Here is a 22567-nt window from a genome sequence, read left to right on the forward strand (position 1 = left end):
CCACCCGCGCACCCCTGCCGCCCCCGCCCCCGATCCCTTCCGCTCTCCGCCAACCGCCCAAGGACGACGATGCCCCCACGGACCGGCGCCCGGCGCCGTCTCGGCTCCATACGTCTCTCGCTGATCCTCCTTGCTCTGATCCCCAGCGTCACGCTGGCCGCGAGCTGGGGTGTGACGACGACCCAGATGTTCTCGGAGGGCCTGCGACTGCGGACGCAGACCGGCCTGAGCAAGTCGACCGGTGCGATGGGCACCGACGCGGCCCTCGCCCTGCAGCGCGAGCGCGCCCTGTCGGCCGCCTACATGGGGGCCCGGGGCAGCTCCATGACAGCTTTGGAAAAGCAGCGCCGGGAGACCGACCGGGCGGTCGCCAAACTCGACCGTCGCGCCGGTGAGATCGAGGACGCCCCCGCCCGCATCGGCGATCAGCTGTACGCGGTCCTGGGCGCGTCGAACAGCCTGGAGTACTACCGAGACCAGGTGGACCACCCCACCGACATCACGCCCGAGCAGATCCTGGACCACTACAGCTCGATCATCGACGGCCAGATCCACGCCTTCCAGGCGCTCTCCCAGGTCGACGACGGCGATCTCACCTCGCAGGCCGGTCCGCTCGTCACCCTCGCGCAGGCCGCGGAGCTGGTCTCCCAGGAGGACGCGATCCTCACCCTCAACTGGCCCTCGGGCCGGTTCGACGAGCCGACCCGGGAGCGCTTCGCCCAGGTGGTCAGCGCCCGCCGCTGGCTCGTCGACAACCAGCTCGTCCCCTCGCTGGACGGCGAGGTGAAGAGCTACGTCGAGCGGATCGTCCAGGGCCGGGACTGGCAGCGGCTCCAGGCCATCGAGGACCAGGTCCTCGGGGCCCGTCCCACGGGTACCGGGGCCGCGCGGAAGGCCGAGCTGCCGGACGCCAAGGCCGGCTGGGACGCCTCGATGGCGAAGCTGTCCGTCCAGTACGAGGAGTTGATCCGCAGTCAGACGCAGGCGCTGCTGGACCGCAGTGGTGAGGAGGCGCGCGGGCTGCTGATCACGGCCGGTTCGCTGAGCGCCGGCGGGCTCGGCGCGCTGCTGCTGTGCGTCGTGATGTCCTGGCGCATCACCCGTTCCCTGTCCCGGCGGCTCACCGGCCTGCGCACGGCCACCCTGAGCCTCGCCGAGCACCGGCTGCCCGACGTCGTCGCCCGCCTCGACCGGGGCGAGAAGGTCGACGTGGACGAGGCCGCGGCACCGCTCGACTACGGCACCGACGAACTCGGCCAGGTCGCCAAGGCGTTCAACGCCGCCCAGCGCACCGCCGTGCACACCGCCGTGGAACTCGCCGACACCCGGCGCGGTTTCCAGCGCGTCATCCTCGGCATCGCCCGGCAGAGCCAGAACCTGGTCAACCTCCAGCTCTCCAAGCTCGACAAGCTGGAGCGCCAGCACCAGGACCCGGAGATCCTCAAGGGCCTGTACGAACTGGACTCCACCGCGAGCCAGTTGCGCCGCTACGAGGAGAACCTGGTCATCATCAGCGGCGAGCGCCCCGGCCGCAGCTGGACCGAACCGGTCGCGCTGATCGACATCCTGCGCAGCGCCGTCGGCGAGGTCGCCCAGTACCAGCGGGTGGAGGTGCACACCGACGACGAGGTGTGGATCGCGCCGCCCGCCGTGGCCGACGTCATCCACCTCCTCGCCGAACTCATCGACAACGCCACCTCCTACTCGCCCGCGCCCAGCCCGGTGAGCGTCCGCGCAGCGATCGTCGCCAAGGGCCTCGCGCTCGAGGTGGAGGACCGGGGGCTCGGCATGTCCGAGGAGGACTACGCCTCGTTCAACGCCCAGCTGGCGGTGCCCCCGCAGTTCGACGTGGTCGCGCTCGCCGAAGACCTCCGGCTCGGCATGTTCGTCATCGCCCGGCTCGCCAACCGGCACGGCATCACCGTCACCCTGCGCGCCTCGCCGTACGGCGGCACCACCGCGATCGTGCTGATCCCGGACGAGATCGTGGTGCGCGAGGCCCCCGTCCCCGACGAGGACGGCACCGAACCGGTCGAACCGCCGTCCCGTACCTCGCTGATGGCGGCCCGGGTCGCCGCGACGGCGGAGCCCCGTACCGAATCCGTACGGCAGGACACGGACCGTACGCCGGAGGAGCGATCCGCCACGCACGCGCGGGCCGCCGAGGCCGTCGAGGGGGCGAACGGGACGCGGCCGGCCCCCACGGGCAAGCCGCGGGCGGACAGGCCCCGGGGCGGGAAGAAGGGCGGCCTGATGCCGTTGCCCCGCCGGATACCGCAGACCAGTCTGGCGGCGGAGCTGAAGGAGGAGGCGGGGCCCTGCCCGGACGACGACGCCGACGACTTCACCGCCGAGCGGGCCGCCTCCTCGCTCGCCGGGTTCCAGCGCGGAACGCTCCAGGCACGTGACGACGACGCGGAACCCGATCACGCAGCAGGGGAGGAAACCGCATCCGAAGACCCAGGAGACCGAGTCCCCGCCTCCGGCACCTGACGTCCCCACGACTCCCTCCCCGCAGACCGCTCATTGAAGGACACACAGATGACACGCCCCATCCCCGCCACCCACAGCCAGCTCGACCAGCTGCTCACCGGTTTGGTGGACCGGGTCGCCGAGGTCGACCACGCCGTCGTGCTCTCCGAGGACGGACTGGTCGTCAGCAAGTCCACCGCGTTCCTGCGTGACGACGCCGAGCGGCTGGCGGCGACCGCGTCCGGCCTGATGAGCCTCAGCAAGGGCGTCAGCATGGACTTCCGCGGCGGCCCCGTCCGCCAGTTGCTCATCGAGATGGGCAACGCCTTCCTGATCCTCACCAACGCCGGACCCGGCGCCAACCTCGCCGTGCTGACCCGGCAGGGCGCCGACGTCGGCGTGGTCGCGTACCAGATGAACATGCTGGTGAAGAAGATCGGCGAGCACCTCAGCGCCGCCCCGCGCGCCGGTGTCGTCGCGGCCGACAGCGGCGAGTGAGGTGAACGGAGGCGACGCGGCGGGCCGGCTGGTTCGCCCGTTCACCCTGACGGGCGGCCGGACCCGGCCCGCCCGTGGCGACTTCACCCTCATCACCATGGTGACGGCCGTGGACCCGCAGCCGGCCGGGGGCGCCCGGCCGCAGCCGGAGCAAGCGCGGATCGTCAGGCTGTGCGCGAAGCCGATCGTGGTGGCGGAGCTGGCCAGCAAGCTCGACCTCCCGGTCAGTGTGGTCGCCATCATGCTCTGCGACCTGCTGGAGGCGGGCCGGATCAGCGTCCGCCAGCCACGGCTGATCGCCCGCGCCCCCGACCTGGACCTGCTGAAGAAAGTGAGGGACGGCCTTGGCCGGCTCTGACCCCACCGCACAGGGCACCGCGGCACCGGACACGGTGAAGATCCTCATCGCCGGCGGCTTCGGCGTCGGAAAGACGACCATGGTCGGGTCGGTCAGCGAGATCGTCCCGCTGCGCACCGAGGAACCCCTCACCACCGCCGGGCTCGGGGTCGACGACCTCGACGGCATCCCCGAGAAGAACGCCACCACGGTGGCCCTCGACTTCGGCCGGATCAGCATCGGCCAGGACCTGGTGCTCTATCTCTTCGGCACGCCCGGACAGCAGCGGTTCTGGTTCATGTGGAACGACCTCGCGATCGGTGCCCTCGGCGCGGTCGTCCTCATCGACGTACGCCGCCCCGAGTCCAGCTTCGCCGCGATCGACTTCTTCGAACGCCGCAAGATCCCCTTCGTCGTCGGCGTCAACGGCTTCTACGGCGAGCACCCCTACGAGCCCGACGACATCCGCGAGTCCCTGGCCCTCCCCGAGAACACCCCGGTCCTCCTCTTCGACGCCCGCGAACGCACCTCGTGCCGCGACGTCCTGATCGCCCTCCTGGACCGACTGATCGCGGCGTCGGCCCGCTGACGCCCCGGACCGGCCGTGTCGGAGCGCAGGAGCGCTCCTAGGGACGGACCTCCTCGCGCACCATCCCGGCCACGTGCTCGGTGATGGTGTCGAGGATGTCGGTCCACGCCGCGTCGTCGCCGAGGACCAGGAAGTTCAGGGTGAGGCCGTCGGTCATGGCGGCGAGGTAGCGGGCCAGGACCGGGACGGGCACGGTCAGTTCGAAGCCCATCGACCTGCGCAGCTGCTCGATGAGATCGGCGTAGGTGTCCTGGTACATCTCGTACTGGCGCCTGGCCAGGTGCTCGAAGCCGGGCTCGCGCAGGGCGTACTGGGTGAGTTCGTAGGTCAGCATGTGCTCGCCCGGGTGGGCCGAGACATGGTCCCAGTAGGCCTGGAAACCGGCCCGGACGGTCTCCCTGAGGGTGTCCCGGGGCCGGATCGCCTCCCGTACGAGGGTGACGTAGTGCCCGGCGATGGTGGTGATCACGGACTCGATCAGTTCCTGCTTCGACTCGAAGCAGTAGTGGAAGACGCTCAGTGACACGCCCGCCTCGGCCGCGATGGACCGGGTCGTCGTCCTGGGGACGCCGTCCCGGGTCATCGCGCGGATCGCGGCCTCGGTGAGCTGTCTGCGCCGCTCGGCCGACGGCAGGCGTGCCATGTGCGTTCCTCTTTCCCCCGTGGTGCGCGGTCAGCCGCTGTAGACGCCTACCTCGTAGAGGGAGTAGCCCCAGTCGGTGCCGCGCTCGGTCCCCAGCATTCGAACATATCTGGCCGGCACGGCGGTGAACCCGGCTGTGTCCAGACCACCGTCGCCGGAGGTCGTGGACCACACGGTCTTCCAGGTCGAGCCGTCGGTGGAGACGTCGATCCGGTACGCCTTGCCGTACGCCCGCTCCCAGTCCAGCGTGACCTTCTTGATCACGCGCGACGAGCCGAGGTCGAGCTTCAGCCACTGGCTGTCGCTCCAGTCGCTCGCCCAGCGGGTGGAGCCGTCGCCGTCCACGGCCCGGCCGGGCTGGTAGCTGGTGAAGGGGTTCGACTCGGACGCGCTGGCCGTCGCCGTCGCACCCTTGGCGAGGTTCACGCCCGCCTGGTGGGCCTCGGAGGCACCCCAGGTGCCCAGGTAGGACTCGGCGCCCTTGAACAGGTCGTCCACCACGCCCTGGCCGCCGACCAGCCGGATGTCCTCGATCCAGTCCGGCACCATGCCCACATGGGCGGCACCGTCGGTGTTGTAGTTCCAGGTGCGCTGACCCGTGGTCTGCCTGTCGATCGTCGAGCCGCCGTCGACGCTCTTGAAGGGGTACGTCACGGGGTTGGAGGTGTTCGCGCCGCGCGGGGCGGGGTGGTCACCGATGCCGTTGAAGTCCGTACCGAAGCCGTAGCCCACGTCGTACTTGGCCCGCAGCGCGTCGGTGCGCTTCGCCTCCTCGCTGAACTCCGCCGATCCGTGCATGTACTGGGCGACGAAACCGCCGAGGGAGTAGACCCGCTCGGTCCAGTTCAGGTCCATCCAGCTGTGCGAGGACAGCACGCCCGGGTAGGACGCGGCCTCGAACATGTCCAGCACCTGGCCGGTGGCCTTGACGCTCATGTGGTCGATCTCGAGCATCATCTTGCGCTTCATCATGCCCTGCACGGCGTACTCACCGAGATCGGTCAGCCCGCGCACGTTGCACTGCGCGTTGTCGTCGTACTCCGGCACCTCGGTGCCCTCCGGCAGGTCCTTCTCGGCCTTGGTCGCCGCGTCACCGATCGGGTTGTCCTTCTGCGGGCCCTTGCACTTCTCCGTCTGCCAGAACGTGCCGGTCGACAGGAACTGCCCGACGTTGATGGCCGTACCGAGCCCGTGCTCGTCGAAGCGGACGCCGCACAGGGCGTTGTCGAACTTGTGGCACAGGAACATGCTGCGCACACCCAGGTCGTACAGCTCGTCCAGGCCCTCGTCGATGTCCTCCTTGCTGCACTGCGGGATGTCGAGGATCTGCTTGCAGCCGAACGGCTCGGAGGTCTCCACGCCCAGGACGACGGCGAGCTTGCCCTGCTTGATCACCTCACGGGCCTGCGCGCTGTCGGTGACGATCCGGAACCAGCCCTTGCCCGTGCCGCCGTACTGCGCGTCGATGTACGCCTGGAGGTCGTACGTCAGCTTCGCCTGGAGCCGGATCGAGGTCATCTCGTCGCAGCTGCGGTCCTTGAACGGGTAGACCGAGCAGATCATCCCGTTGGTGACCAGGTCGTTGACCAGCACCCGCTGGCCGCCGCGCCAGGCGCGCTCGATCCAGGCGTAGTAGTTGGCCTGGTGGGTCATCGAGTCGTACGCCGGCCAGTCCTTGAACGTCGGGTAGCCGACCGGGTCGTGCTTGCCGTCGCCGCCGTGGGTGATGTAGTCGAAGATCGCGAGGGTGCCGTCCGGGTAGTGCTCGGGGCAGTCCTTCAGGGCGTCCGCGATGCCGGACGTCGAGAACACCTTGCCGCAGATGAGCCGGCCGCCGAACGCCTCGTTGGAGAACAGGTGGTTGTGCGCGTCGACGAACCCGCGCACGTCACCCGCCGCATCGGTGCCCTTGAACGGCTCGCCCGTCACGTTGATCTGGGAGTCGGGCGACGGTCGTGAGGTGGGCAGCCACCATTCGCCGGTGGCGGCCGAACTCGACGACGGGCTGAGCAGCATGCCCATCGTGGTCAGGAACAGCGCCAGCACCATGAGGGGTCTGCGGCTGCGATGGGCGCGTGGAGTCCTGGTCATACTCACGTCCTCGGTCGGGGGTGCGCGGTCGATCGGCCAGACCGTTCCGGGACACGGTGAACATTCACGACGCCTCAGGCCCGCCCGGGGCGTGTTTGTCATGGCTGGCACAAGCGATGTGACGAGAATCGCCACTGCGGTGATCCGAGTCAATAGTCCGGGACGGTTGACCTGGAGGCGCCCTCCGCCCTACGGCGGGGCGACGCGTCGTCGTATTCCCGTGCGGGGGCCGGGGATTGCCGGGCGGGGGTGGGGGAGCGCCGCGCGGCGGTGTGGGAGTTCGCGTGCGGAGTCGGGGGCTGTCCGAGGTGGTCGCGGCCTCCGCCCTGCGCGACGGGTGTCCACGTTCAGGAAAGCGGGCGTACCGACTGCCGGATCAGCAACTGCGTGCTCAGCACCACGTGGTCGTCGCCGCCCGGACGCTCCACGCGCTCCAGCGCCGACCGCACCGCCGTGCGCCCCGAGACCTTTCTGCCGGGGCCTGCGATCAGTGCGATGCTTCGCCGGCCGGGACCGCGGTGGGCGCGATGCCGTCGGTGATGTCGGCGGCGTCGGTGGGGCCGGGTGCGGCGGGGAGCGGGGCGGGGGTGCGGCGGCGGCCCGCCAGGCGGCAGCCCAGGCAGTCGACGTGGCCGCCGCGGGCGGAGCGGTCGCGGACCCGCAGGCTCCACTGGTCGCGGGGGCGCGGGCCCGGGGGCTTGCCCCAGCCGGAGAGGTGCAGGACCCAGGTGACGACGAGAGCCGCGACCGAGACGACGGCGCCCAGGGCGAACCCCGGGGCCCAGCCGCACACGCCCAGCCCGAGGGCCGTCGATCCCACGGCGCCGATGGCGGTGCCGGTCCAGCCGGCGACGGTGTGGCCCTCGTCGTACAGGCTCATGGTGTCTGCTCCCCTCGAGCGCGGGGGCGCGCCACGGCATGCCGTGGCCACGCCGTGCGGCCGCGCCCCGTAAGATGTCTTAGTGAGTAAGGAATCTAGCCCGCCCCGGAGGTGATTTCAATGCAGGCCGAGCGCCGCCCCACCGTTCCTGACGCGATCGGTGCCATGGACGGCCTGGTCGCGACGATGATCGTCGGTCAGCAGGAGTTCGCCCGGAAGCTCGGGCTGAGCGTCACCGACCTCGTCTGCTTCGCATACGTCCTGGAGGCCGGGGACGCCCCGGTCACCGCCGGTGACCTGGCCATGCGCGCGCACGTCACGACGGGGGCGGTGACCGGTGTCCTCAACCGTCTGGAGCGGGGCGGCTTCGTGACCCGGCAGCCCGATCCGGCCGACCGGCGCCGGGTCCGGGTGATCGCGGTCCCGGACGCCGCGGAGCGGGTGGTGGCCGTCTACGGACCGTTCTACGCCCGCCTCGCCGAACTCTTCGCCGACTACTCGCCCGACGAACTGGCCCTGCTGGTCGACTGGTTCGCGCGGGCGGGTGAGTTGGCGCGGGGGTATCTGGACGAGTCCCGCTAGTACGGCCCGTCGGCTCGGCCTGCTCCCTCGGGCCTCGGAGGGCTCTGTGGCCGTGGAGCCCGTGTGCCACAGTCCGCGCGCGATGGCTTGACGTGTACGCGTTCAGATGGGTTCATGGGAGCGCTCCCATGAATGCTGGTCACTCCCCACGCCACCCCCCACCCATACACCCGCCGTCCGACACTCTCGGCGCTCACCCCCACCTGGAGCCGCAGTGAGACCGACTGGCAGCACCCAGCGCAGGAACCCCCTCGGCAGCCTCCTGGCCGGCCTCGCGAGCCTGGTCGCGCTCGCCCTCCTCGGCGTCCTCGCCCCGGCCGTCGCCCTGGCGCAGTCGGCCCCAGACGTCCGGGCCACCGGCCTGCACATCAGCGACGGCCGGCTGCTGGAGGCAAACGGCAACGACTTCGTGATGCGCGGCGTCAACCACGCCCACACCTGGTACCCGAACGAGACGCAGTCGCTGGCCGACGTCAAGGCGCTGGGCGCCAACACCGTCCGCGTCGTCCTCTCCGACGGTCACCGCTGGACGAAGAACAGCCCGGCCGACGTGGCGAACGTCGTGGCCCAGTGCAAGGCCAACCGCCTCATCTGTGTCCTGGAGGTGCACGACACCACCGGACACGGTGAGGAGGCCGCCGCCGGCACCCTCGACCACGCCGCCGACTACTGGATCGGCCTCAGGGACGTCCTCGCCGGCGAGGAGGACTACGTCATCGTCAACATCGGCAACGAGCCCTGGGGCAACACCAACCCCGAGGGCTGGACCGCGCCCACCAAGGCCGCCGTGCAGAAGCTGCGGGCCGCCGGCTTCCAGCACACGATCATGGTGGACGCGCCGAACTGGGGCCAGGACTGGCAGGGTGTCATGCGCGCCAACGCCCAGTCCGTGTACGAGGCCGACACCACCGGCAACCTGATCTTCTCGATCCACATGTACAGCGTCTTCGACACGGCCGCCGAGATCACCGACTACCTGGGCGCCTTCGTGAACGCCGGACTGCCGCTGCTCATCGGTGAGTTCGGCGGACCCGCCGACCAGTGGGGCGACCCCGACGAGGACACCATGATGGCGGCCGCCGAGCAGTTCGACCTCGGCTATCTGGCCTGGTCCTGGAGCGGCAACACCGATCCGGTCCTCGACCTGTCGATCGGCTTCGACCCGACGCGGCTCAGCGCCTGGGGCCAGCGCATCTTCAACGGCCCCAACGGCATCGCGCGGACGGCGAAGGAGGCCACGGTGTTCGGCGGCGGCGCCCCCGGTGACACCCAGGCGCCGAGCACCCCGGGCACCCCGGCCGCCTCGGCGGTGACGGCGACCTCCGCCACGCTCTCCTGGACCGCCGCCACCGACGACGTCGGCGTCGCCGGCTACGACATCGTCCGGGTGAGCGGCTCCACCGAGACCGAGTTCGCGGCCTCCACCACCAACTCCGTCACCCTCACCGGCCTCACCGCCGACACGGCGTACACCTTCGCCGTCTACGCCCGCGACGCCGCCGGGAACCGGTCGGCGCGCTCGGCGACCGTGAACGTGACCACGGACGAGGGCGGCAACACCCCCGCCGGGAACTGCTCCGTGACCTACCGGGCCACCAACGAGTGGCCCGGTGGCTTCCAGGGCGAGATCGTCATCCGCAACACGGGCGCCACCGCCGTCAGCGGCTGGACCCTGGCCTTCGCCTTCGCCGACGGCCAGAAGGTCACCAACATGTGGGGCGGGACCGCCACGCAGAGCGGGAGCGCGGTGAGCGTCAAGCCCGCCTCCTACACCTCCACTGTCCCGGCCGCGGGATCCGTGACGGTCGGGTTCATCGGGAGCAAGGGCACGACCAACACGGCGCCGACGGCCTTCACGCTCAACGGGGCCGTCTGCGGGACCAGTTGACCTTGTTCTGGACGGGTGACCGTGCTTGCGAGGCGTCGGTTCCTGCCAGGTGGCCGTTCCCTCGCGAGGTGACCGGCGGGGGCCTGCTCGCGGCCCCCGCCGGTCACGTCAGCGTCGTACGAGCGTGACCCGGTAGGCCCGGGTCCGTGAGCCGTCCTCGCTCGTCACCGTGACGACGGCGGTCGTCCGGGCGACGCGGTCCACCGTGACGGTCGCGTACGGATCGCGCGGCGTCGCGGTGACCTTCGCCCGGCCCGGGTCGTCGGTGGCCACCCGGTAGGCGGTGGTGTCGGGGTCGAAGGTCCCGATCGGCCGGCCGGCCACCTCGACGGCGGTGGCGGCGGCGTCCGAGGAGACGCCGGGGCTCTTGGCGAACACCTCGATCTCGCCCATCGTGATGTAGCCGCCCTGACGCGCGGTCATGACCACGCGCACACCGGTCACCGGGCCCGCGTCGAGCGGGACGCCGATCACCGGGTCGCCCTCGGTGCCGACCGCCACGGTGTCGCCCGCGTCGGTCCACGGCCCGTTCCCGGCGGCCTGGACCTGCACCTTCAGCCTCTCCGGGAAGGAGACATTGGTCCCGTCCCGGTGGAAGTGCGCGACGACCCGGGTCAGGTCGCGGGCCTCCGGGAGCCCGAAGGTGATGGTGTCGGACGGATTCTTGGTGCCCGACCGCCAGTTGGACCAGGCCTTCTCCGCGGTGGTGCCGTTGCGCAGCCGCTCGGCGGAGTAACCGCTCTCGGTGTAGGTGGCGCCCACGGAGACCTTCGGGTCGGTCGCGATGTTGCTCTGCGTCGCCTCGGTGACCTGGACCCGGACCGTCGCCTCGACCGTGGTGCCGCCGACGACCTCGGCGCTGCCCGGCAGGGTCACCACCCCCGCCTCGTCGAACGCCCCCTCGGGTGCCGCGTCCCAGCGCACCGGCAGGGTGGTACGGCCGCCGTGCCGGCCGACGCCGACGACCGTCGCCGGCAGCTCCGGGGCGCCGCCCACGTACGTCTTGGCGCGGGCGGGCAGGGTCGAGGCGATCGTGTCGACGGTGACGAGAACCTTCGCGGGGTGCTTCCGGCCGAGGGCGTCGGTCGCCTCACCCGTCACCCGCACCGTCCCCGGCTTGCGCCATTTCCGGTCCGACGGCAGCTCCCACACCACAGGCACGCTGCCGCGTGCGCCGTCCCGGAACACCGGGGTCACCGTCTCCGGCAGTTTCGGCCGCAGCCCGGGGACGGTGAACGCCTCGGCCCGTTCGGTGCGCAGCACGGTCTCGTCGGTCACCGTCCAGCGCTGGTTGGCGGCCGAGGTCGGGGTGTACGTCGACACTTCGGCACCGTCGGCCGAGGACTGTCCGGTGACGTCCACCAGGCGGCCGGTGGCGACGTTGACGAAGGTCCAACTGCCGTCGCCCGTGGTCGACATGATCCACTGGGCGGCCGCGGAGACCGCGCCGTCGGCCGGGTCCTCCAGGACGGCCTGATGGTCGCGGACGGCGAGCCGCCCGCCGGTGACGGCGTTGGTGAGGGCGTACCGCTCGCGGTTGTCGCGGCCCGGGGTCAGCTTCCGGGCCGACCACAGCTGCCGGGCGCTCGCGGCGTCGGTGGTGCGGATGACGACGCCGGTGCCGTCCTCCGACGGGGTGAGCGACTTGCCGCTCTGGGCGCCCTGGAGCCGGTACACGTGGCCGGGCTGGACGAGGGCGGCGTCCTTCGCCACCCCGCTGACGCCGTCGACCAGGAAGGTGGTGACGGACTTGGCCGGCACGTCGAGGGTGGCGGCACGGTCCTTCACCCGCACCGGCGTGCCCTCGACGAGGGCCCCGTCGGCGCTCGTCACGACGGGGGTGACGGTGGCACGGGAGGAGACCTTGCCGAAGCGCGAGAGGTCCAGGGTCACCGAACGCCCGGTCGTGCCGCTGTTGACGTGGACCACGGAGGCCGCGCGGCCGGACTTCCTGACGGCGGCGACGCTGGAGGGATCGTCGACTTTCACGAAGCGGTCGCCGGGACGGATGTGGTGGGTGAAGTTGCGGATCGTGTGGAACTTGGAGTTGGCCCGGACGGGGCAGGTCTCCAGGGTGTCCGTGGCCGTGCAGTTGAACGGTACGTGGATGCTTCCCCAGTTCTTGCCGGCGGCGGCCTGCGGGATCGAGTCCTCGACCGGCTGCCAGAACACCCAGGCGGAGGGCTCCAGTTCCCGCATGTCGTCGACCATGCGGGTCGCGATCCCGAGTCCCGGTTCCATGCTCGTGAAGTCGGTGCCGGTGCCCCAGGTGCCCTCGACCTCGCTCATCCAGAGCTTTTTGTCGGCGCCCTTGGCGATGTCACGGGCGCTGGTGCGCATACCGGTTCCGTAGGTGTGCACGTTCAACTGGGGGACCGCAGCGCGCGCGGAGGCGTCGTACGCGTTCCAGTTCTGCGTGAAGATCGTGGGGTTGGTCTCGTCCATCGCGGAGATCTCGGCGTCGGTCGCCGCTCCCCGGAGCGCCTTGTCGAGCGCGAGGACGACCTTCTGCTGGAGCGCGGGGCCCGCGTGCGCGCCCTCCTGGCGGCCTCCGGTGGGCTGGCCGTTCGCGCCGATCTGGGTGCCCCAGTAGTTGGTGTTGGGCTCGTTCAGCGGGGCGATGGTGTCGAAGTCGATGCCGTGCCGCTTCTCCATCTCCTCGGTGACGCGCACCAGATACGTGGCGAACTCGTCGACGCGGTCGGCCCGGATCTGGTCGGTGTTCGCGTCGAAGCCGCCGGAGACATAGCCGCTGACGGTCTGGAACCAGGGCGGCGAATTGCTGAACGCCTCCCAGGTGTCGACCTTGTCCTTGATCTGGTCGACCCACCAGCGCTGGCCCGAGTCGGCGTCCCAGTCCCAGTGGTCGGGGTTGTTCGGGTCCCACCACTCCATGTCCTGCCGGGTGGTGCCCTCGGGGGCCTTCCAGAAGCCCTCCATGGTCGCACCGGTCTTCATGTAGTCCTTGCGGACGTCCGGGGCGTTGCCGCCGCCGATGTTGTAGCGCGCGATGGTGAGCCCGAGGCCGTCCTCGCCGAACAGCATGTCGACGAGCCGTCTTCGGATGGGCTCCGGGTAGTTCCCGGTCGCGTTGGCGAACCAGACGAGGCTGGTGCCCCAGCCCTCGAACTCCTGCTGCCGGTACGACGGGTCGATCCGCACGGTGACCGCGCTCGACGCCGCCGGGGTCGACGTGGCCGCGCTCGCCGGGGGCGCGGCCATGAGACCCGCGCCGAGGACCAGGGGGACCGTGGCTGCGAGAGCCCGGGCGATGCGATGTCGTGGGGTCACGACACTCCTTCCACAACACAGAGGCGAACGCGATCTCGTTGACATGCCCAAAACACGTGCTTAGCATTCAGGAAACTGAAAGCGCTTTCTAGCCCTTGTGTGCACGGATTCACGCGAATTCGCACGACCCAGGAACGTCCCCCACTCGTCCCGGGAGGAACCACATGAGGTCGTCGTCACGCGTCGTTTCCGCACCACGGGCTTCCGTCGTGGCCAGGGCTTCCACCGAAGCGCGGTCGGCGCCCCTGGCGGAGATCTCCCCCCGGCTTCACGGCCGTCGCCGCACTCGGCCGGAACGGCACCGCCGGTCCAGCGGAACAACGTCTTCACCGGCCCCGGCGCGCGAGACCAACGGCGCCGTCGTCGAACCCCGTACGTACCACGCCTGCACGCCGGACCCCGCCGCAGACGTCCCGGCCCTCGTACGGGCCGGGGCAGGCACCGGAAGGATCGGTGCCTGAACTCCCCACCCCCCCCACGAAAACAGGAGACCCCCATGAACTCACCCCGCAGGAAGGTGGTCATAGCCGCGCTGGCCGCCGCGCTGCTCGCCGGACCCGGCGTCGCGCAGGCGGCCCCACAGGCCGGGCCCGTGCCCGGCGAGCGGGCGGCGGCAGCCACCATCACCTGGACCCTCGTGCGGGCGAGCAACCCGACCCAGGACCAGCAGTCGGCGTACACCGCCATCACGGCCGCCATGAACGCGGCCGTCGCCCGGTACAACAACCTCAGCGACCTCGGCAAGACCATCACCGTCCGCTACGAGCCGGGCGTCCCCACCGCCGACGGCAACATCAACGGAACCATCCGCTTCGGCTCCAACCGCAGCTACATGAAGGAGCGGACCGCGCTGCACGAGATCGCGCACACCATCGGCGTCGGCACCAGCGCGGGCTGGTCGCGGCTGGGCGGCAGCGGCACCTGGACCGGCACGCGGGCCACCGCGCTGGTCCGGCAGTACGACGGGGCGAACGCGAAGATCTCCACCGGGGGCGGCCACTTCTGGCCGTACGGGCTCAACTACGACAACGAGTTCTCCGGCACGGCGGCCGACCGGCACGTCCGTATCGTCTCCGCGATGGTCGGCGACGGGCTCTGACTCCCCTGAGGGCAGCGGCGGTTGGCGCCCGGTGACAAAGGCGCGGACGGTGGCTGCGTTGTTGTGAGCACGGGGCGGTCGGGCCGCGTTCGCGGTCCTACCGCCCCCAGCATGAACACGAGCCATGGCCCAACAACCGCTGGACTTCGCCGAGCAATACTTCCCCGCCAAGCTCGTCACCGACCTCCAACTCGCCACCTCACCGCAGGTGGAGCGCCTCGTCGTCCACCCGGACGGCCTCACCGCCGACCCGACGCTCACCGTCCTCGCGGGCGACGGCCTGCTCGCGGGGCGCGTCCCTGCGGACCTGGACCCCGTCGTCGCCGACGGCTACCAGCACCTGGACGTGCTCACCGCCGCGCCGGTCCAGAACGACGGCCGCCCCGAGCCCGTCTCCACCAGCCTGACGGAGTTCGCGAGGAACCCCGAGTAGTTCCCCGTGTGCCGGCGGGCAGGATGCCGTCACGGACGGGTCCTGCCGCTTGCCGTCTTCGACTCCCACCCCGTTGCTGTTGCTGCCGATGTCGCCGTAGTCGTCGCCGACGTCGAGTCCGGTCCGTCATGATTCTGGGGCTACGAGCATGCGGGAAGGCAAGGGGAGACGATGACCGACGACCGCAAGACGACCGTGCCCGTGTGGACGCTGGCGACCGCTGACGTCCGGGTGCCAGGGTTGACCGCGGGCGAGGTGATGACGGCCGAGCGGCTGGCCGAACTGCGCGGAGTGCTGGCCGTCATGGCCGACGAGCCGATCGTCACTCTTGAGGCGCATCCACTGCCCGACAAGATCGACCGCGGCCGTGGCATCCCGCTCGACGCCGCGAGCCCCTTGGCCCAGCACCTGTCGCAGTTCATCACGCAATCGGCGCGTAGCTCCCTCACGGCGGCCAGAGCCACCACTTCCGGCGAGAACCTGTACCGCATGGTGGTCCCCGCGAAGGTCGCCGCCCAACTCGGGCAGGGGATCCTCCGCCCGATGGCGTCGAAGGCGGTGGCCGGTGGCATTCGCGGTCCGCTCATGGACACGGCCGGCAAGATCGCCGGCGGTGCGACGTTCGTGCCGGTCGGAGGAGCGGCGGCGGTCGGCACGGCCGGCGGGGCCGGTGCGACCGCCGGTGCCGTGGCCGCCGGCGGCACGGTGCTCACCGTGGCCGCTCCGCTCGTGCTCATGGCTGTGGCGGTGGGGGTGAGCGCGCACGCCGACCAGAAGCGTCAGCAGGCCATCGGACACATCACGGAACTGCTGGAGCAGCTTCAGCAGGACAAGCTCGACGACGAGCACAGTGCGCTGGGCGGCTGCCGTGCCGCCATCGACAAGGCCACGGCCATTCTGCTCGACCAGGGCAGGCTCGGTGTCTCGCTGGGACTCGACTCGGCGGTGCACACGATCGACACGGCGCTCAGCAAAGCCGACCTGCGTCTGTCCCGCTGGCGGAGCGCGCTCGACGGACTGCCCGAGGGCGAGGCCGTCGAACTCGGCACGCTGACCGAGTCGTTCCCCGGAGTCGAAGACCAGGGCGGGACGTTCCGCACCCACGTCGAACTCGCTTCCCTGGCGATCGCGTTGATGCGACGGGTCGTGGTCCTCCAGGCCGTCGAGCACGCCCAGGGCGAACCCGGCAACCTCTTCGAGAACTTCACCCGTGCGCTCAAGCATGATCAGCAACGCCTCGACGAGTTGGAGTCGGGCATCGCCGGTGTCCTGGTACGCCTGTCGGCACTGGAACTGGGCCGTCCGAAGAAGCGGCCGGTCTTCACGGCAGGTGACGTCGATCGCCTCATGAGTGCCGCCCACCGCATTCATCGACTGGGCGACGGCGTCACGCTCGACAGCCGCACGACGGACCTGGCGATCGACATGGCCCGCGACAAGGACGGCTCGGTGCTCGTGTTCCCCGCGCTGGCCGCGTAGGCGCGAGCACGCCGCCGTGAGGAAGGCCCAGGAGGATCTCCTCCTCCCGGGCCTTGTCTCTGACTGTGACCGCCGACTGTGGCGGGGGCCTCAGACCTTCGTCGCGGCGAAGGCTGCCGCCGCGTCGGCGTTCGCGGAGCAGCCGAGGTGGGCGCCCAGGGATGTCGTCACCTCTAGCGTGACAGCCACCTTTGAAGTGGCTTACGAATATGGCAGCGCAGGAGTGGCCGACCGGACCGATCCCCGCTCTGTTTGCGGGAGATGAGTCCTCCGGGGCCCGGGTTGGTCCGTGGGTGACAAGGGTCCGGCGCGACGTTCAGCGAACCTGTCGGCGATCCACCGGATCAGGTCACTTCCCGTAGTAGGCGTTGTAGATCGAGATCGTCGACTTGTTGCCCTTCTTGTCGGCGATCTCGGCGTGGAACGAGATCCCCTTGCCCTTGGCCGGGTTCGTGACCGCGATCCTGCCGTTCTTGACGGTGACCTTCTTCCAGGTCCGGCCGTAGTCGTACGACACGTACACCGACAGGGACTTCAGGTTCGAGCCCGCTGCCGAGCCCTGGACGGTCACCGGGACGGAGACCTTCTTGTTCGCCGGGGCCCTGCTGTCCAGGCCGACGGCCGCGTCGAAGCGGATCGAGGACGCGGGCAGCTTGGCCAGGTCGGCCTTCTTGGAGCGGAAGGTCCAGCTGGCGTCGACGCGGGTGGAGGCCGCGGCGACCTTGGCGCTGCGCTTGACCGAGGTGGTCAGTTTGTACGCGGCGTCGCCGGCCGGGACCTCGAAGATGCCGGCCCCTTCCAGTGGGTCGCTGTTCGAGCCGACCTTGGTGCCGTTGCGGTAGAGGGTCGTGGTGGCCGACGAGTAGAACGAGGAGCCGGAGTGGGTCTTGCCGTCGGTGAACAGCGGCAGGGAGCCGTAGATGTCGTTGCCCTCGCGGTAGATACCGAGGCTTGAGCCGACGCGCGGGCCGAAGACCGCCGTGTTGAAGGTCTGCTCGTAGCTCTTGCCGGCCTTGAAAGTCTGCGGGGTGCCGAGCGTGTAGAAGGCCTCGACGATCGGATCGCCGGACTCGTCGACCCCGCCGTGCTGCTCGAAGTCGAGTTTCCACTTCGCCCCGCCCGCGGTGGACAGGCGCAGCGTGCGCGTGCCGGGCAGCGTCTGCTGGACCTCGGGCACAAAGGTGCTCGTACTGCCGGGCAGCTCGCCCCAGGCGTGGATCGCGCCCTTCTTGCCGCTCGACGAGGCGCCCAGACCGGTCTTCACCGTGGCCAGTTCACTCGCCTTGTAGTGCTTGGTGTAGCCGGTGGCGAGCTGCTTGACCTTGCCGCCGGCGAGGGTGTCGTACTCCTCGGCGGGCTTGGTCCAGTGACCGCCCCACTGCTGGAACAGGGTGCCGTCGGTGACCTGCGGGCCGACGTGCGCGGTACGGAAGTTGGCATATGAGTCCAGCCACCAGCCGAACGAGCGGCTGCCGTCCGGCACGCCGACGGTGTACAGCGGCATAGCGGCCTCTGGCTTCGCCTCCGCGTCGGGCACGGTGATGTCCACCGGCTCGGCGGTCCGCGCGTCCACCGTGATCGTGGCCTTCTCGGTGATGCTCAGCTTCGGCTGCGTCACCCAGTCGAAGCCCTTGGCGGAGTCGTCCGGGTCGACGGAGACGGACGAGTTGAAGATGTAACCGCCCTTGGGAACACGGACCTTGACGGTGCCGGACTCGTCGTAGGGCGCATACCACTTGCCCTGTGCCAGTCCGGAGACACCGTCCAGGCTGGTGCCGTAGTACTTCGCCGGATTGCCGTCACGGCCGAGGAACTTCAGCGTGACGTCGTACGACTCCACCTCGCGCTGCACCGTCGCCGCCGTTCGTACGCTCTGGCCGCCACCGGTCGCGGTGACGTACGCGGAGTAGGCGCCGTCGACCGTGCCGCCCAGCTTGGTGTCGACCGTGAGGTCGGCGGAAGCCGAGCCGCCCGCCGGGACGGTCAGCGTCTTCGCGCCGAGCGTGAAGAAGCCGGCCGGTGCGGCCTGCCCCTTCGGATCGGTGCCCGCCACCGCGAGGGTCAGCGTGACGTCGGTCGTCCCGAGGTTCTTGTACGTGAGCTTCTCGGTGACCGGCGTGTCGTCGGTGTGCGGCCACTGCTGGAGGCCGAAGCTCACCGACGACGGGTCGGCGACCACGGTCTGCTCGATGGCCTCGTCGATCTGGATCCGGCCCGAACCCTGCTGGAACGGCGTGTAGGCGCCGCCCTTGGCGGAGCCGGTCAGCACGCCCTTGAGCTGGGTGTACGTCCAGTCGGGGTGCTGCTGCTTAAGGATCGCCGCGGCGCCCGCGACATGCGGGGTCGCCATCGACGTACCCGAGATGCTCACATAGCCGGCCGGCTTCTCGCCGACCGCCTTGGCTATGACACTGCCCGGGGCCGAGGCTGCCGTGATGTCCACGCCGGGCGCGGTCACGTCGGGCTTGATCTGTCCATCGAGGCCGGGGCCCATGCTGGAGAGCCCGGCCAGCTTGTCCTCGTCGTCGACCGCGCCCACGGTGAGCGCGGCTTCCGCGCTGCCCGGAGAGCCGATCGTCTGCTCGGCCCCGTCGTTGCCCGCGGCGATCGTGAAGAGGGTGCCCGTCTCCTTGGACAACTTGTTGACCTGTGCCTCAAGCGGATCGATGTCGGGAGTGTCCACGTCGCCCAGGCTGAGGTTCACGATGTCGGCGCCCTGCTCGACCGCCCAGTCCATACCGGCGATGATGCCGGAGTCGTCGCCGTAGCCGTCGTCGTCGAGCACCTTGCCGCTGAGCAGCTTGGCTCCGGGCGCGACGCCCTTGTACTTGCCCGCGGACCCCGCGGGAGACGCAGCACCCGTACCGGCCGCGATGGACGCCACGTGCGTGCCGTGGCCGTGCCTGTCGATCGCGTCGGCGGCCGTGGAGAAGTTCTTCTCGGCGACGACCTGACCCTTGAGATCGGCGTGGGTCCCGTCGACACCGGTGTCGAGGACGGCGATCTTGACGCCCTTGCCGTCGTACCCGGCGGCCCACGCCCCGCCGGCGCCGACCTGCGGGACGGACTTGTCGAGGCTGGCCTTTCGGACCCCGTCGAGCCACACATGGGCGACACCGGAGGCGGTCCTCGCGCCGTCGGACCCCGCGTCGGTGACCGCGGCCCACAGGTCGGGCGCGTCATCCTTGGGCGTCAGCACCGCGTCCGCGTTCAGCGACCTGAGAGTCCTGCGCACCTCGGTGTCACCCGCGTCACGGATGTCCGCCTTCGCCGCAGCGGCCGCGCCGCGGTAGCCGACGATCAGCTTGAGTCCCTGCTTCTGCGCCTTGCGGTTGGCCGACTTGTTGAGCTCGGTGACGTCGAAGAGCCGCTGGTCGAGCTTGCCGGTGGCGATCAGCCGCGCGGCATCGGCCGGCACGACGAGGGTGTGTCCTTCGGCCTTGCGGATCTGGACGGGTATCCCCTCACGGCCCTTGGCCCGCTCCAGGCCGATGACACGGCCCTTGGCGTCGACGACGACACGGTCGCCGGTGATCAGGGTGATGCGGTGTTTGGGCGCGGTCCGCACGGCCGAGGCGCCGGCCGGGTCATCGGCTGCACGCTCGGCCTCCGCCGACGCCGGGCCGGTCATGCCCGCCGCCAGGGCCACAGCTGCCGCCGTGGCGATCGTGGCCGTGCACGCTCTTTTCACTTGTCTGCGCAAGTCTCCCCCTGGAGGCTGTCTGCGAACTTGTCGTCTTCCGGGTGTAATCGCTGGTCTTCTGCTGGTCAGGCGTACATGTGCCGCCGCCCGCTTCGCCATGGACGCGGCGTTCCTCGTGTCGGCTCGTAAGGGAAAGGGGTTCGCTCTCGCCCGCCCGCTCGGCCTTCCCCTTCGTTCCTGGCCGCGGCGGGGGAACGTTCAGCAACGGACACGTGCGGCAAGGCCTTTCAGCAGTGGCGAAGACACTCCGTCAGCGTGCCGGAACCTCGTTGACCGGATGCTGATCCAACCTGACCGGCCGATCAGGAAGGCGGCCCGACGCTGTGCAAGGCTGCACCGCATGCGCATCCTGGTGGTCGAAGACGAGGTGGACCTTGCCCACACCCTGCACACCGGCCTGACCGCCGAGGGCTACAGCGTCGACCTCGCCCACGACGGGCGACAGGGCCTGTGGATGGCCCGGACCGGCGAATACGCCCTGGTCGTACTGGACTTGATGCTGCCCGGACTCAACGGCTACAACGTCTGCGCCCAACTGCGCCGAGAGGGCAACGCGACCCCCATCCTGGTTCTCACCGCCAAGGACGGGGACTGGGATCAGGCAGAGGCCCTGGACACAGGGGCCGACGACTACCTGGCCAAACCCTTCTCCTACATGGTGCTCGTCGCACGGCTGCGGGCCCTGCTCAGACGAGCCGCCGCGGTCGCACCACCCGTCCTTGCCGTGGGCGACCTCTCGCTGGACGTCGCCGGCCGGATCTGCCGCCGGGCCGGGGCCCGGGTGGAACTCACACCGCGGGAGTTCGCCGTGCTGGAGGTGCTGGCCCGCCGGGCGGGCCAGGCGGTCTCCAAGGCGGATCTGCTGTATCACGCGTGGCCCGACGAAGCCTGGGATCCCAACCTGGTGGAGGCGCGCGTCAGCGCACTGCGCAAGAAGGTCGACGCCGCCTTCCACCGGCAGTCCCTGCAGACCGTGCGGGGTACCGGCTACCGATTGGTGGACGACCGTGAACGCGACTGAGCCGCGACGCCGCCGGTGGCCGGCCGTGAAGGCGGCCTGGCCGCGACGCCGCTGGTGGCCGCGTTCGGTACGAGCCCGCACGGCCCTGGCCGCCGCCGTCATCCTGGCCGGCATCGGCTGGTGGGTACACCACGACGTCTACCGCGCGAGCACAGGGATCGCCCAAGGCCAGACGCAGAAACAGTTCCTGGCTCTCGTCGATCAGCTGGAGAAGGGCGCGGTTCCCGCTCGCCGAAGCACCGTGCCGTACGAGATCGTCGCGACCGGGCGACGGGCCGCCGTCGCCTACGGCGGAGGCATGGAGGAGTTCGATCCCGGCACCCGCCATGTGCTGCCCGCCCCACCGAAGGCCGAGTCGCCCGCCCCACCGGACGAGGGGCCGAACTGGGGCTATACGACCCGTCCCGTGCGCCTGCCGGCGCGCCCCGGCTCCGCACCCGGGGACCGGTTCGGCAAGGACGGCGGAACCTACCAGGTCATGTACGACGATGTCAGGGCCGATGAACTGAGCAGCGGCACGGTCGCCGCTCTGGGTGTCGCCGCCGACGCCCAGCTGCGGGTCTATGTGGTGGTGCTCCCGCACGCAGCCGAGGACATCGCCGGGACCATCACCGAGGCCACCGACCGCCTGCTGCTGCGGGCCGGGCTCGTCAGCCTCGTACTGATCGCCGCCGTCGCCTACTTCGCCGTCCGCATCGCGCTGCGGCCGGTCGAAGCCATCCGCGTCCTCACCGCCTCGGTCACCGCGAACGACCCCCGCGAACGCGTCACCGTCCCCGACACGGGGGACGAGATCGCCGCCCTGGCCTCCACCATCAACACCACCCTCCAACGCCTCGACGACGCCGCCGCCCAGCAGCGCCGCTTCGTCGCGGACGCCGCCCACGAACTACGCAGCCCCCTCACCACACTGCTCGCCAGCCTGGAAGTCGCGCTCGCCTACCCGGAACGCACCGACTGGCCCGCCGCGGCCACCACCGCCGCACGGCAGACCCGCCGCCTCCAGGCCCTCGCCGAGGACCTGCTGCTCCTCGCCCGCCTCGACACCCGCACCCCCGCAGCCGGCCCCGACACCGTCGACCTGACAGCCCTCGCCTCCCGGCTGACCGAGCAATACCCCCTCGCCGAACGGCCGCTGACCCTCACCTGCGACAGCACCGCCCCCGCACACGTACACGGAAACCCCGACGAATACGAACGACTGCTGCGCAACCTCATCGACAACGCCGCCCGCCACGCCACACACCGCATCCAGATCACCGTCCGGAACCAGAACGGCCGGGTCGACCTCACGGTGCACGACGACGGACCGGGCGTGCCCGCCGAAGACGCCGAGCGCATCTTCGAACGCTTCGTCCGGCTCGACGACGCCCGCTCCCGCGACCACGGCGGCACCGGCCTGGGCCTCGCCATCGCCCGCGACCTGGCCCACCGCCACCAAGGCACCCTCACCCTCACCCCCCGAACCCTCGGAGCATGCTTCCGGCTAAGCCTCCCCCAAGCCCCCACCGCAGCCGAGGAATAGCGCGCTCCACCCAGGCAGCACTGGCCACCCGACGAG

The 22567-nt window shown here is 70.5% G+C and carries 15 protein-coding genes and 1 pseudogene; 11 read left to right on the forward strand and 5 right to left on the reverse strand.

What is annotated here, in order from left to right; all coding sequences use genetic code 11:
• The first annotated feature begins 69 nt into the window (after positions 1-69).
• Genes GWK25_RS18025 through GWK25_RS18040 form a run of 4 tightly spaced genes read left to right on the forward strand, consistent with a single transcriptional unit; the run spans position 70 to position 3896 of the window.
• Positions 70-2493: a nitrate- and nitrite sensing domain-containing protein gene (locus GWK25_RS18025; RefSeq protein WP_215451408.1), complete on the forward strand. Its 2424-nt coding sequence runs from the start codon at positions 70-72 to the stop codon at positions 2491-2493.
• Between the two features lie 48 nt (positions 2494-2541).
• Entirely contained in the window at positions 2542-2970 is a 429-nt protein-coding gene (locus tag GWK25_RS18030) for a roadblock/LC7 domain-containing protein (RefSeq protein WP_020114533.1), read from the forward strand.
• Between the two features lies 1 nt (position 2971).
• A complete protein-coding gene (locus GWK25_RS18035; protein ID WP_215451411.1) occupies positions 2972-3328 on the forward strand; it encodes a DUF742 domain-containing protein in 357 nt (118 codons plus the stop codon).
• Entirely contained in the window at positions 3315-3896 is a 582-nt protein-coding gene (locus tag GWK25_RS18040; protein ID WP_184896929.1) for an ATP/GTP-binding protein, read from the forward strand. The genes GWK25_RS18035 and GWK25_RS18040 overlap by 14 nt, the downstream gene beginning before the upstream one ends.
• A 37-nt stretch (positions 3897-3933) precedes the next feature.
• Here GWK25_RS18040 and GWK25_RS18045 read toward each other — a convergent pair whose 3' ends face one another.
• The 3 genes from GWK25_RS18045 to GWK25_RS18055 form a co-directional block, all read right to left on the reverse strand.
• Positions 3934-4539 (reverse strand): TetR/AcrR family transcriptional regulator, encoded by a 606-nt coding sequence (locus GWK25_RS18045; RefSeq protein WP_215451412.1) that lies wholly within the window; start codon positions 4537-4539, stop codon positions 3934-3936.
• A gap of 30 nt (positions 4540-4569) precedes the next feature.
• Complete coding sequence (locus GWK25_RS18050; RefSeq protein WP_215451413.1) at positions 4570-6630, reverse strand: discoidin domain-containing protein; 2061 nt, start codon at positions 6628-6630, stop codon at positions 4570-4572.
• Between the two features lie 487 nt (positions 6631-7117).
• Positions 7118-7510: an HGxxPAAW family protein gene (locus tag GWK25_RS18055; RefSeq protein ID WP_215451414.1), complete on the reverse strand. Its 393-nt coding sequence runs from the start codon at positions 7508-7510 to the stop codon at positions 7118-7120.
• A 120-nt stretch (positions 7511-7630) separates the two neighbouring features.
• On the opposite strand from GWK25_RS18055, the gene GWK25_RS18060 reads away from it, so the two are divergent.
• Both GWK25_RS18060 and GWK25_RS18065 read left to right on the forward strand, forming a co-directional pair.
• A complete protein-coding gene (locus GWK25_RS18060; RefSeq protein ID WP_215451415.1) occupies positions 7631-8092 on the forward strand; it encodes a MarR family transcriptional regulator in 462 nt (153 codons plus the stop codon).
• A gap of 214 nt (positions 8093-8306) precedes the next feature.
• Positions 8307-9980: a cellulase family glycosylhydrolase gene (locus tag GWK25_RS18065; protein WP_215451416.1), complete on the forward strand. Its 1674-nt coding sequence runs from the start codon at positions 8307-8309 to the stop codon at positions 9978-9980.
• 108 nt (positions 9981-10088) lie between these two features.
• Here the strand turns inward: GWK25_RS18065 and GWK25_RS18070 are convergent, their stop codons facing one another.
• Positions 10089-13271: a glycoside hydrolase gene (locus tag GWK25_RS18070; protein WP_374200618.1), complete on the reverse strand. Its 3183-nt coding sequence runs from the start codon at positions 13269-13271 to the stop codon at positions 10089-10091.
• 496 nt (positions 13272-13767) lie between these two features.
• Between GWK25_RS18070 and GWK25_RS18075 the strand changes: the two genes are divergently transcribed.
• The 3 genes and pseudogenes from GWK25_RS18075 (at position 13768) to GWK25_RS18085 (ending at position 16282) form a co-directional block, all read left to right on the forward strand.
• On the forward strand, positions 13768-14370 hold the full coding sequence (locus GWK25_RS18075; protein WP_215451418.1) for a hypothetical protein: 603 nt from the start codon (positions 13768-13770) through the stop codon (positions 14368-14370).
• 118 nt (positions 14371-14488) lie between these two features.
• A pseudogene (locus GWK25_RS18080) lies at positions 14489-14803 on the forward strand (hypothetical protein); the annotation flags it as partial.
• A gap of 171 nt (positions 14804-14974) precedes the next feature.
• A complete protein-coding gene (locus GWK25_RS18085) occupies positions 14975-16282 on the forward strand; it encodes a hypothetical protein (RefSeq protein ID WP_215451419.1) in 1308 nt (435 codons plus the stop codon).
• 349 nt (positions 16283-16631) lie between these two features.
• On the opposite strand, the gene GWK25_RS18090 is transcribed toward GWK25_RS18085, so the two are convergent.
• On the reverse strand, positions 16632-19973 hold the full coding sequence (locus tag GWK25_RS18090; protein WP_215451421.1) for a S8 family serine peptidase: 3342 nt from the start codon (positions 19971-19973) through the stop codon (positions 16632-16634).
• A gap of 352 nt (positions 19974-20325) precedes the next feature.
• Here GWK25_RS18090 and GWK25_RS18095 point away from each other — a divergent pair, with 352 nt between their 5' ends.
• Together GWK25_RS18095 and GWK25_RS18100 are read left to right on the forward strand one after the other, a co-directional pair.
• Positions 20326-21006, forward strand: coding sequence for a response regulator transcription factor (locus GWK25_RS18095; protein WP_215451422.1), 681 nt, complete (start codon positions 20326-20328; stop codon positions 21004-21006).
• A 25-nt stretch (positions 21007-21031) separates the two neighbouring features.
• Positions 21032-22531: a cell wall metabolism sensor histidine kinase WalK gene (locus tag GWK25_RS18100; RefSeq protein ID WP_215457417.1), complete on the forward strand. Its 1500-nt coding sequence runs from the start codon at positions 21032-21034 to the stop codon at positions 22529-22531.
• Positions 22532-22567: the final 36 nt, after the last annotated feature.

It is taken from the genome of Streptomyces sp. ATCC 21386 (assembly GCF_018728545.1).
Classification (GTDB): domain Bacteria; phylum Actinomycetota; class Actinomycetes; order Streptomycetales; family Streptomycetaceae; genus Streptomyces.

What these genes read in the sequence shown, in the direction of transcription:
- GWK25_RS18030 (WP_020114533.1), top strand. Translation starts at nt 2,542, where the DNA reads ATGACACGCCCCATCCCCGCCACCCACAGCCAGCTCGACCAGCTGCTC.
- GWK25_RS18095 (WP_215451422.1), top strand. Translation starts at nt 20,326, where the DNA reads ATGCGCATCCTGGTGGTCGAAGACGAGGTGGACCTTGCCCACACCCTG.
- GWK25_RS18050 (WP_215451413.1), bottom strand. Translation starts at nt 6,630, where the DNA reads ATGACCAGGACTCCACGCGCCCATCGCAGCCGCAGACCCCTCATGGTG.
- GWK25_RS18075 (WP_215451418.1), top strand. Translation starts at nt 13,768, where the DNA reads ATGAACTCACCCCGCAGGAAGGTGGTCATAGCCGCGCTGGCCGCCGCG.
- GWK25_RS18060 (WP_215451415.1), top strand. Translation starts at nt 7,631, where the DNA reads ATGCAGGCCGAGCGCCGCCCCACCGTTCCTGACGCGATCGGTGCCATG.
- GWK25_RS18025 (WP_215451408.1), top strand. Translation starts at nt 70, where the DNA reads ATGCCCCCACGGACCGGCGCCCGGCGCCGTCTCGGCTCCATACGTCTC.
- GWK25_RS18045 (WP_215451412.1), bottom strand. Translation starts at nt 4,539, where the DNA reads ATGGCACGCCTGCCGTCGGCCGAGCGGCGCAGACAGCTCACCGAGGCC.
- GWK25_RS18055 (WP_215451414.1), bottom strand. Translation starts at nt 7,510, where the DNA reads ATGAGCCTGTACGACGAGGGCCACACCGTCGCCGGCTGGACCGGCACC.
- GWK25_RS18085 (WP_215451419.1), top strand. Translation starts at nt 14,975, where the DNA reads ATGACCGACGACCGCAAGACGACCGTGCCCGTGTGGACGCTGGCGACC.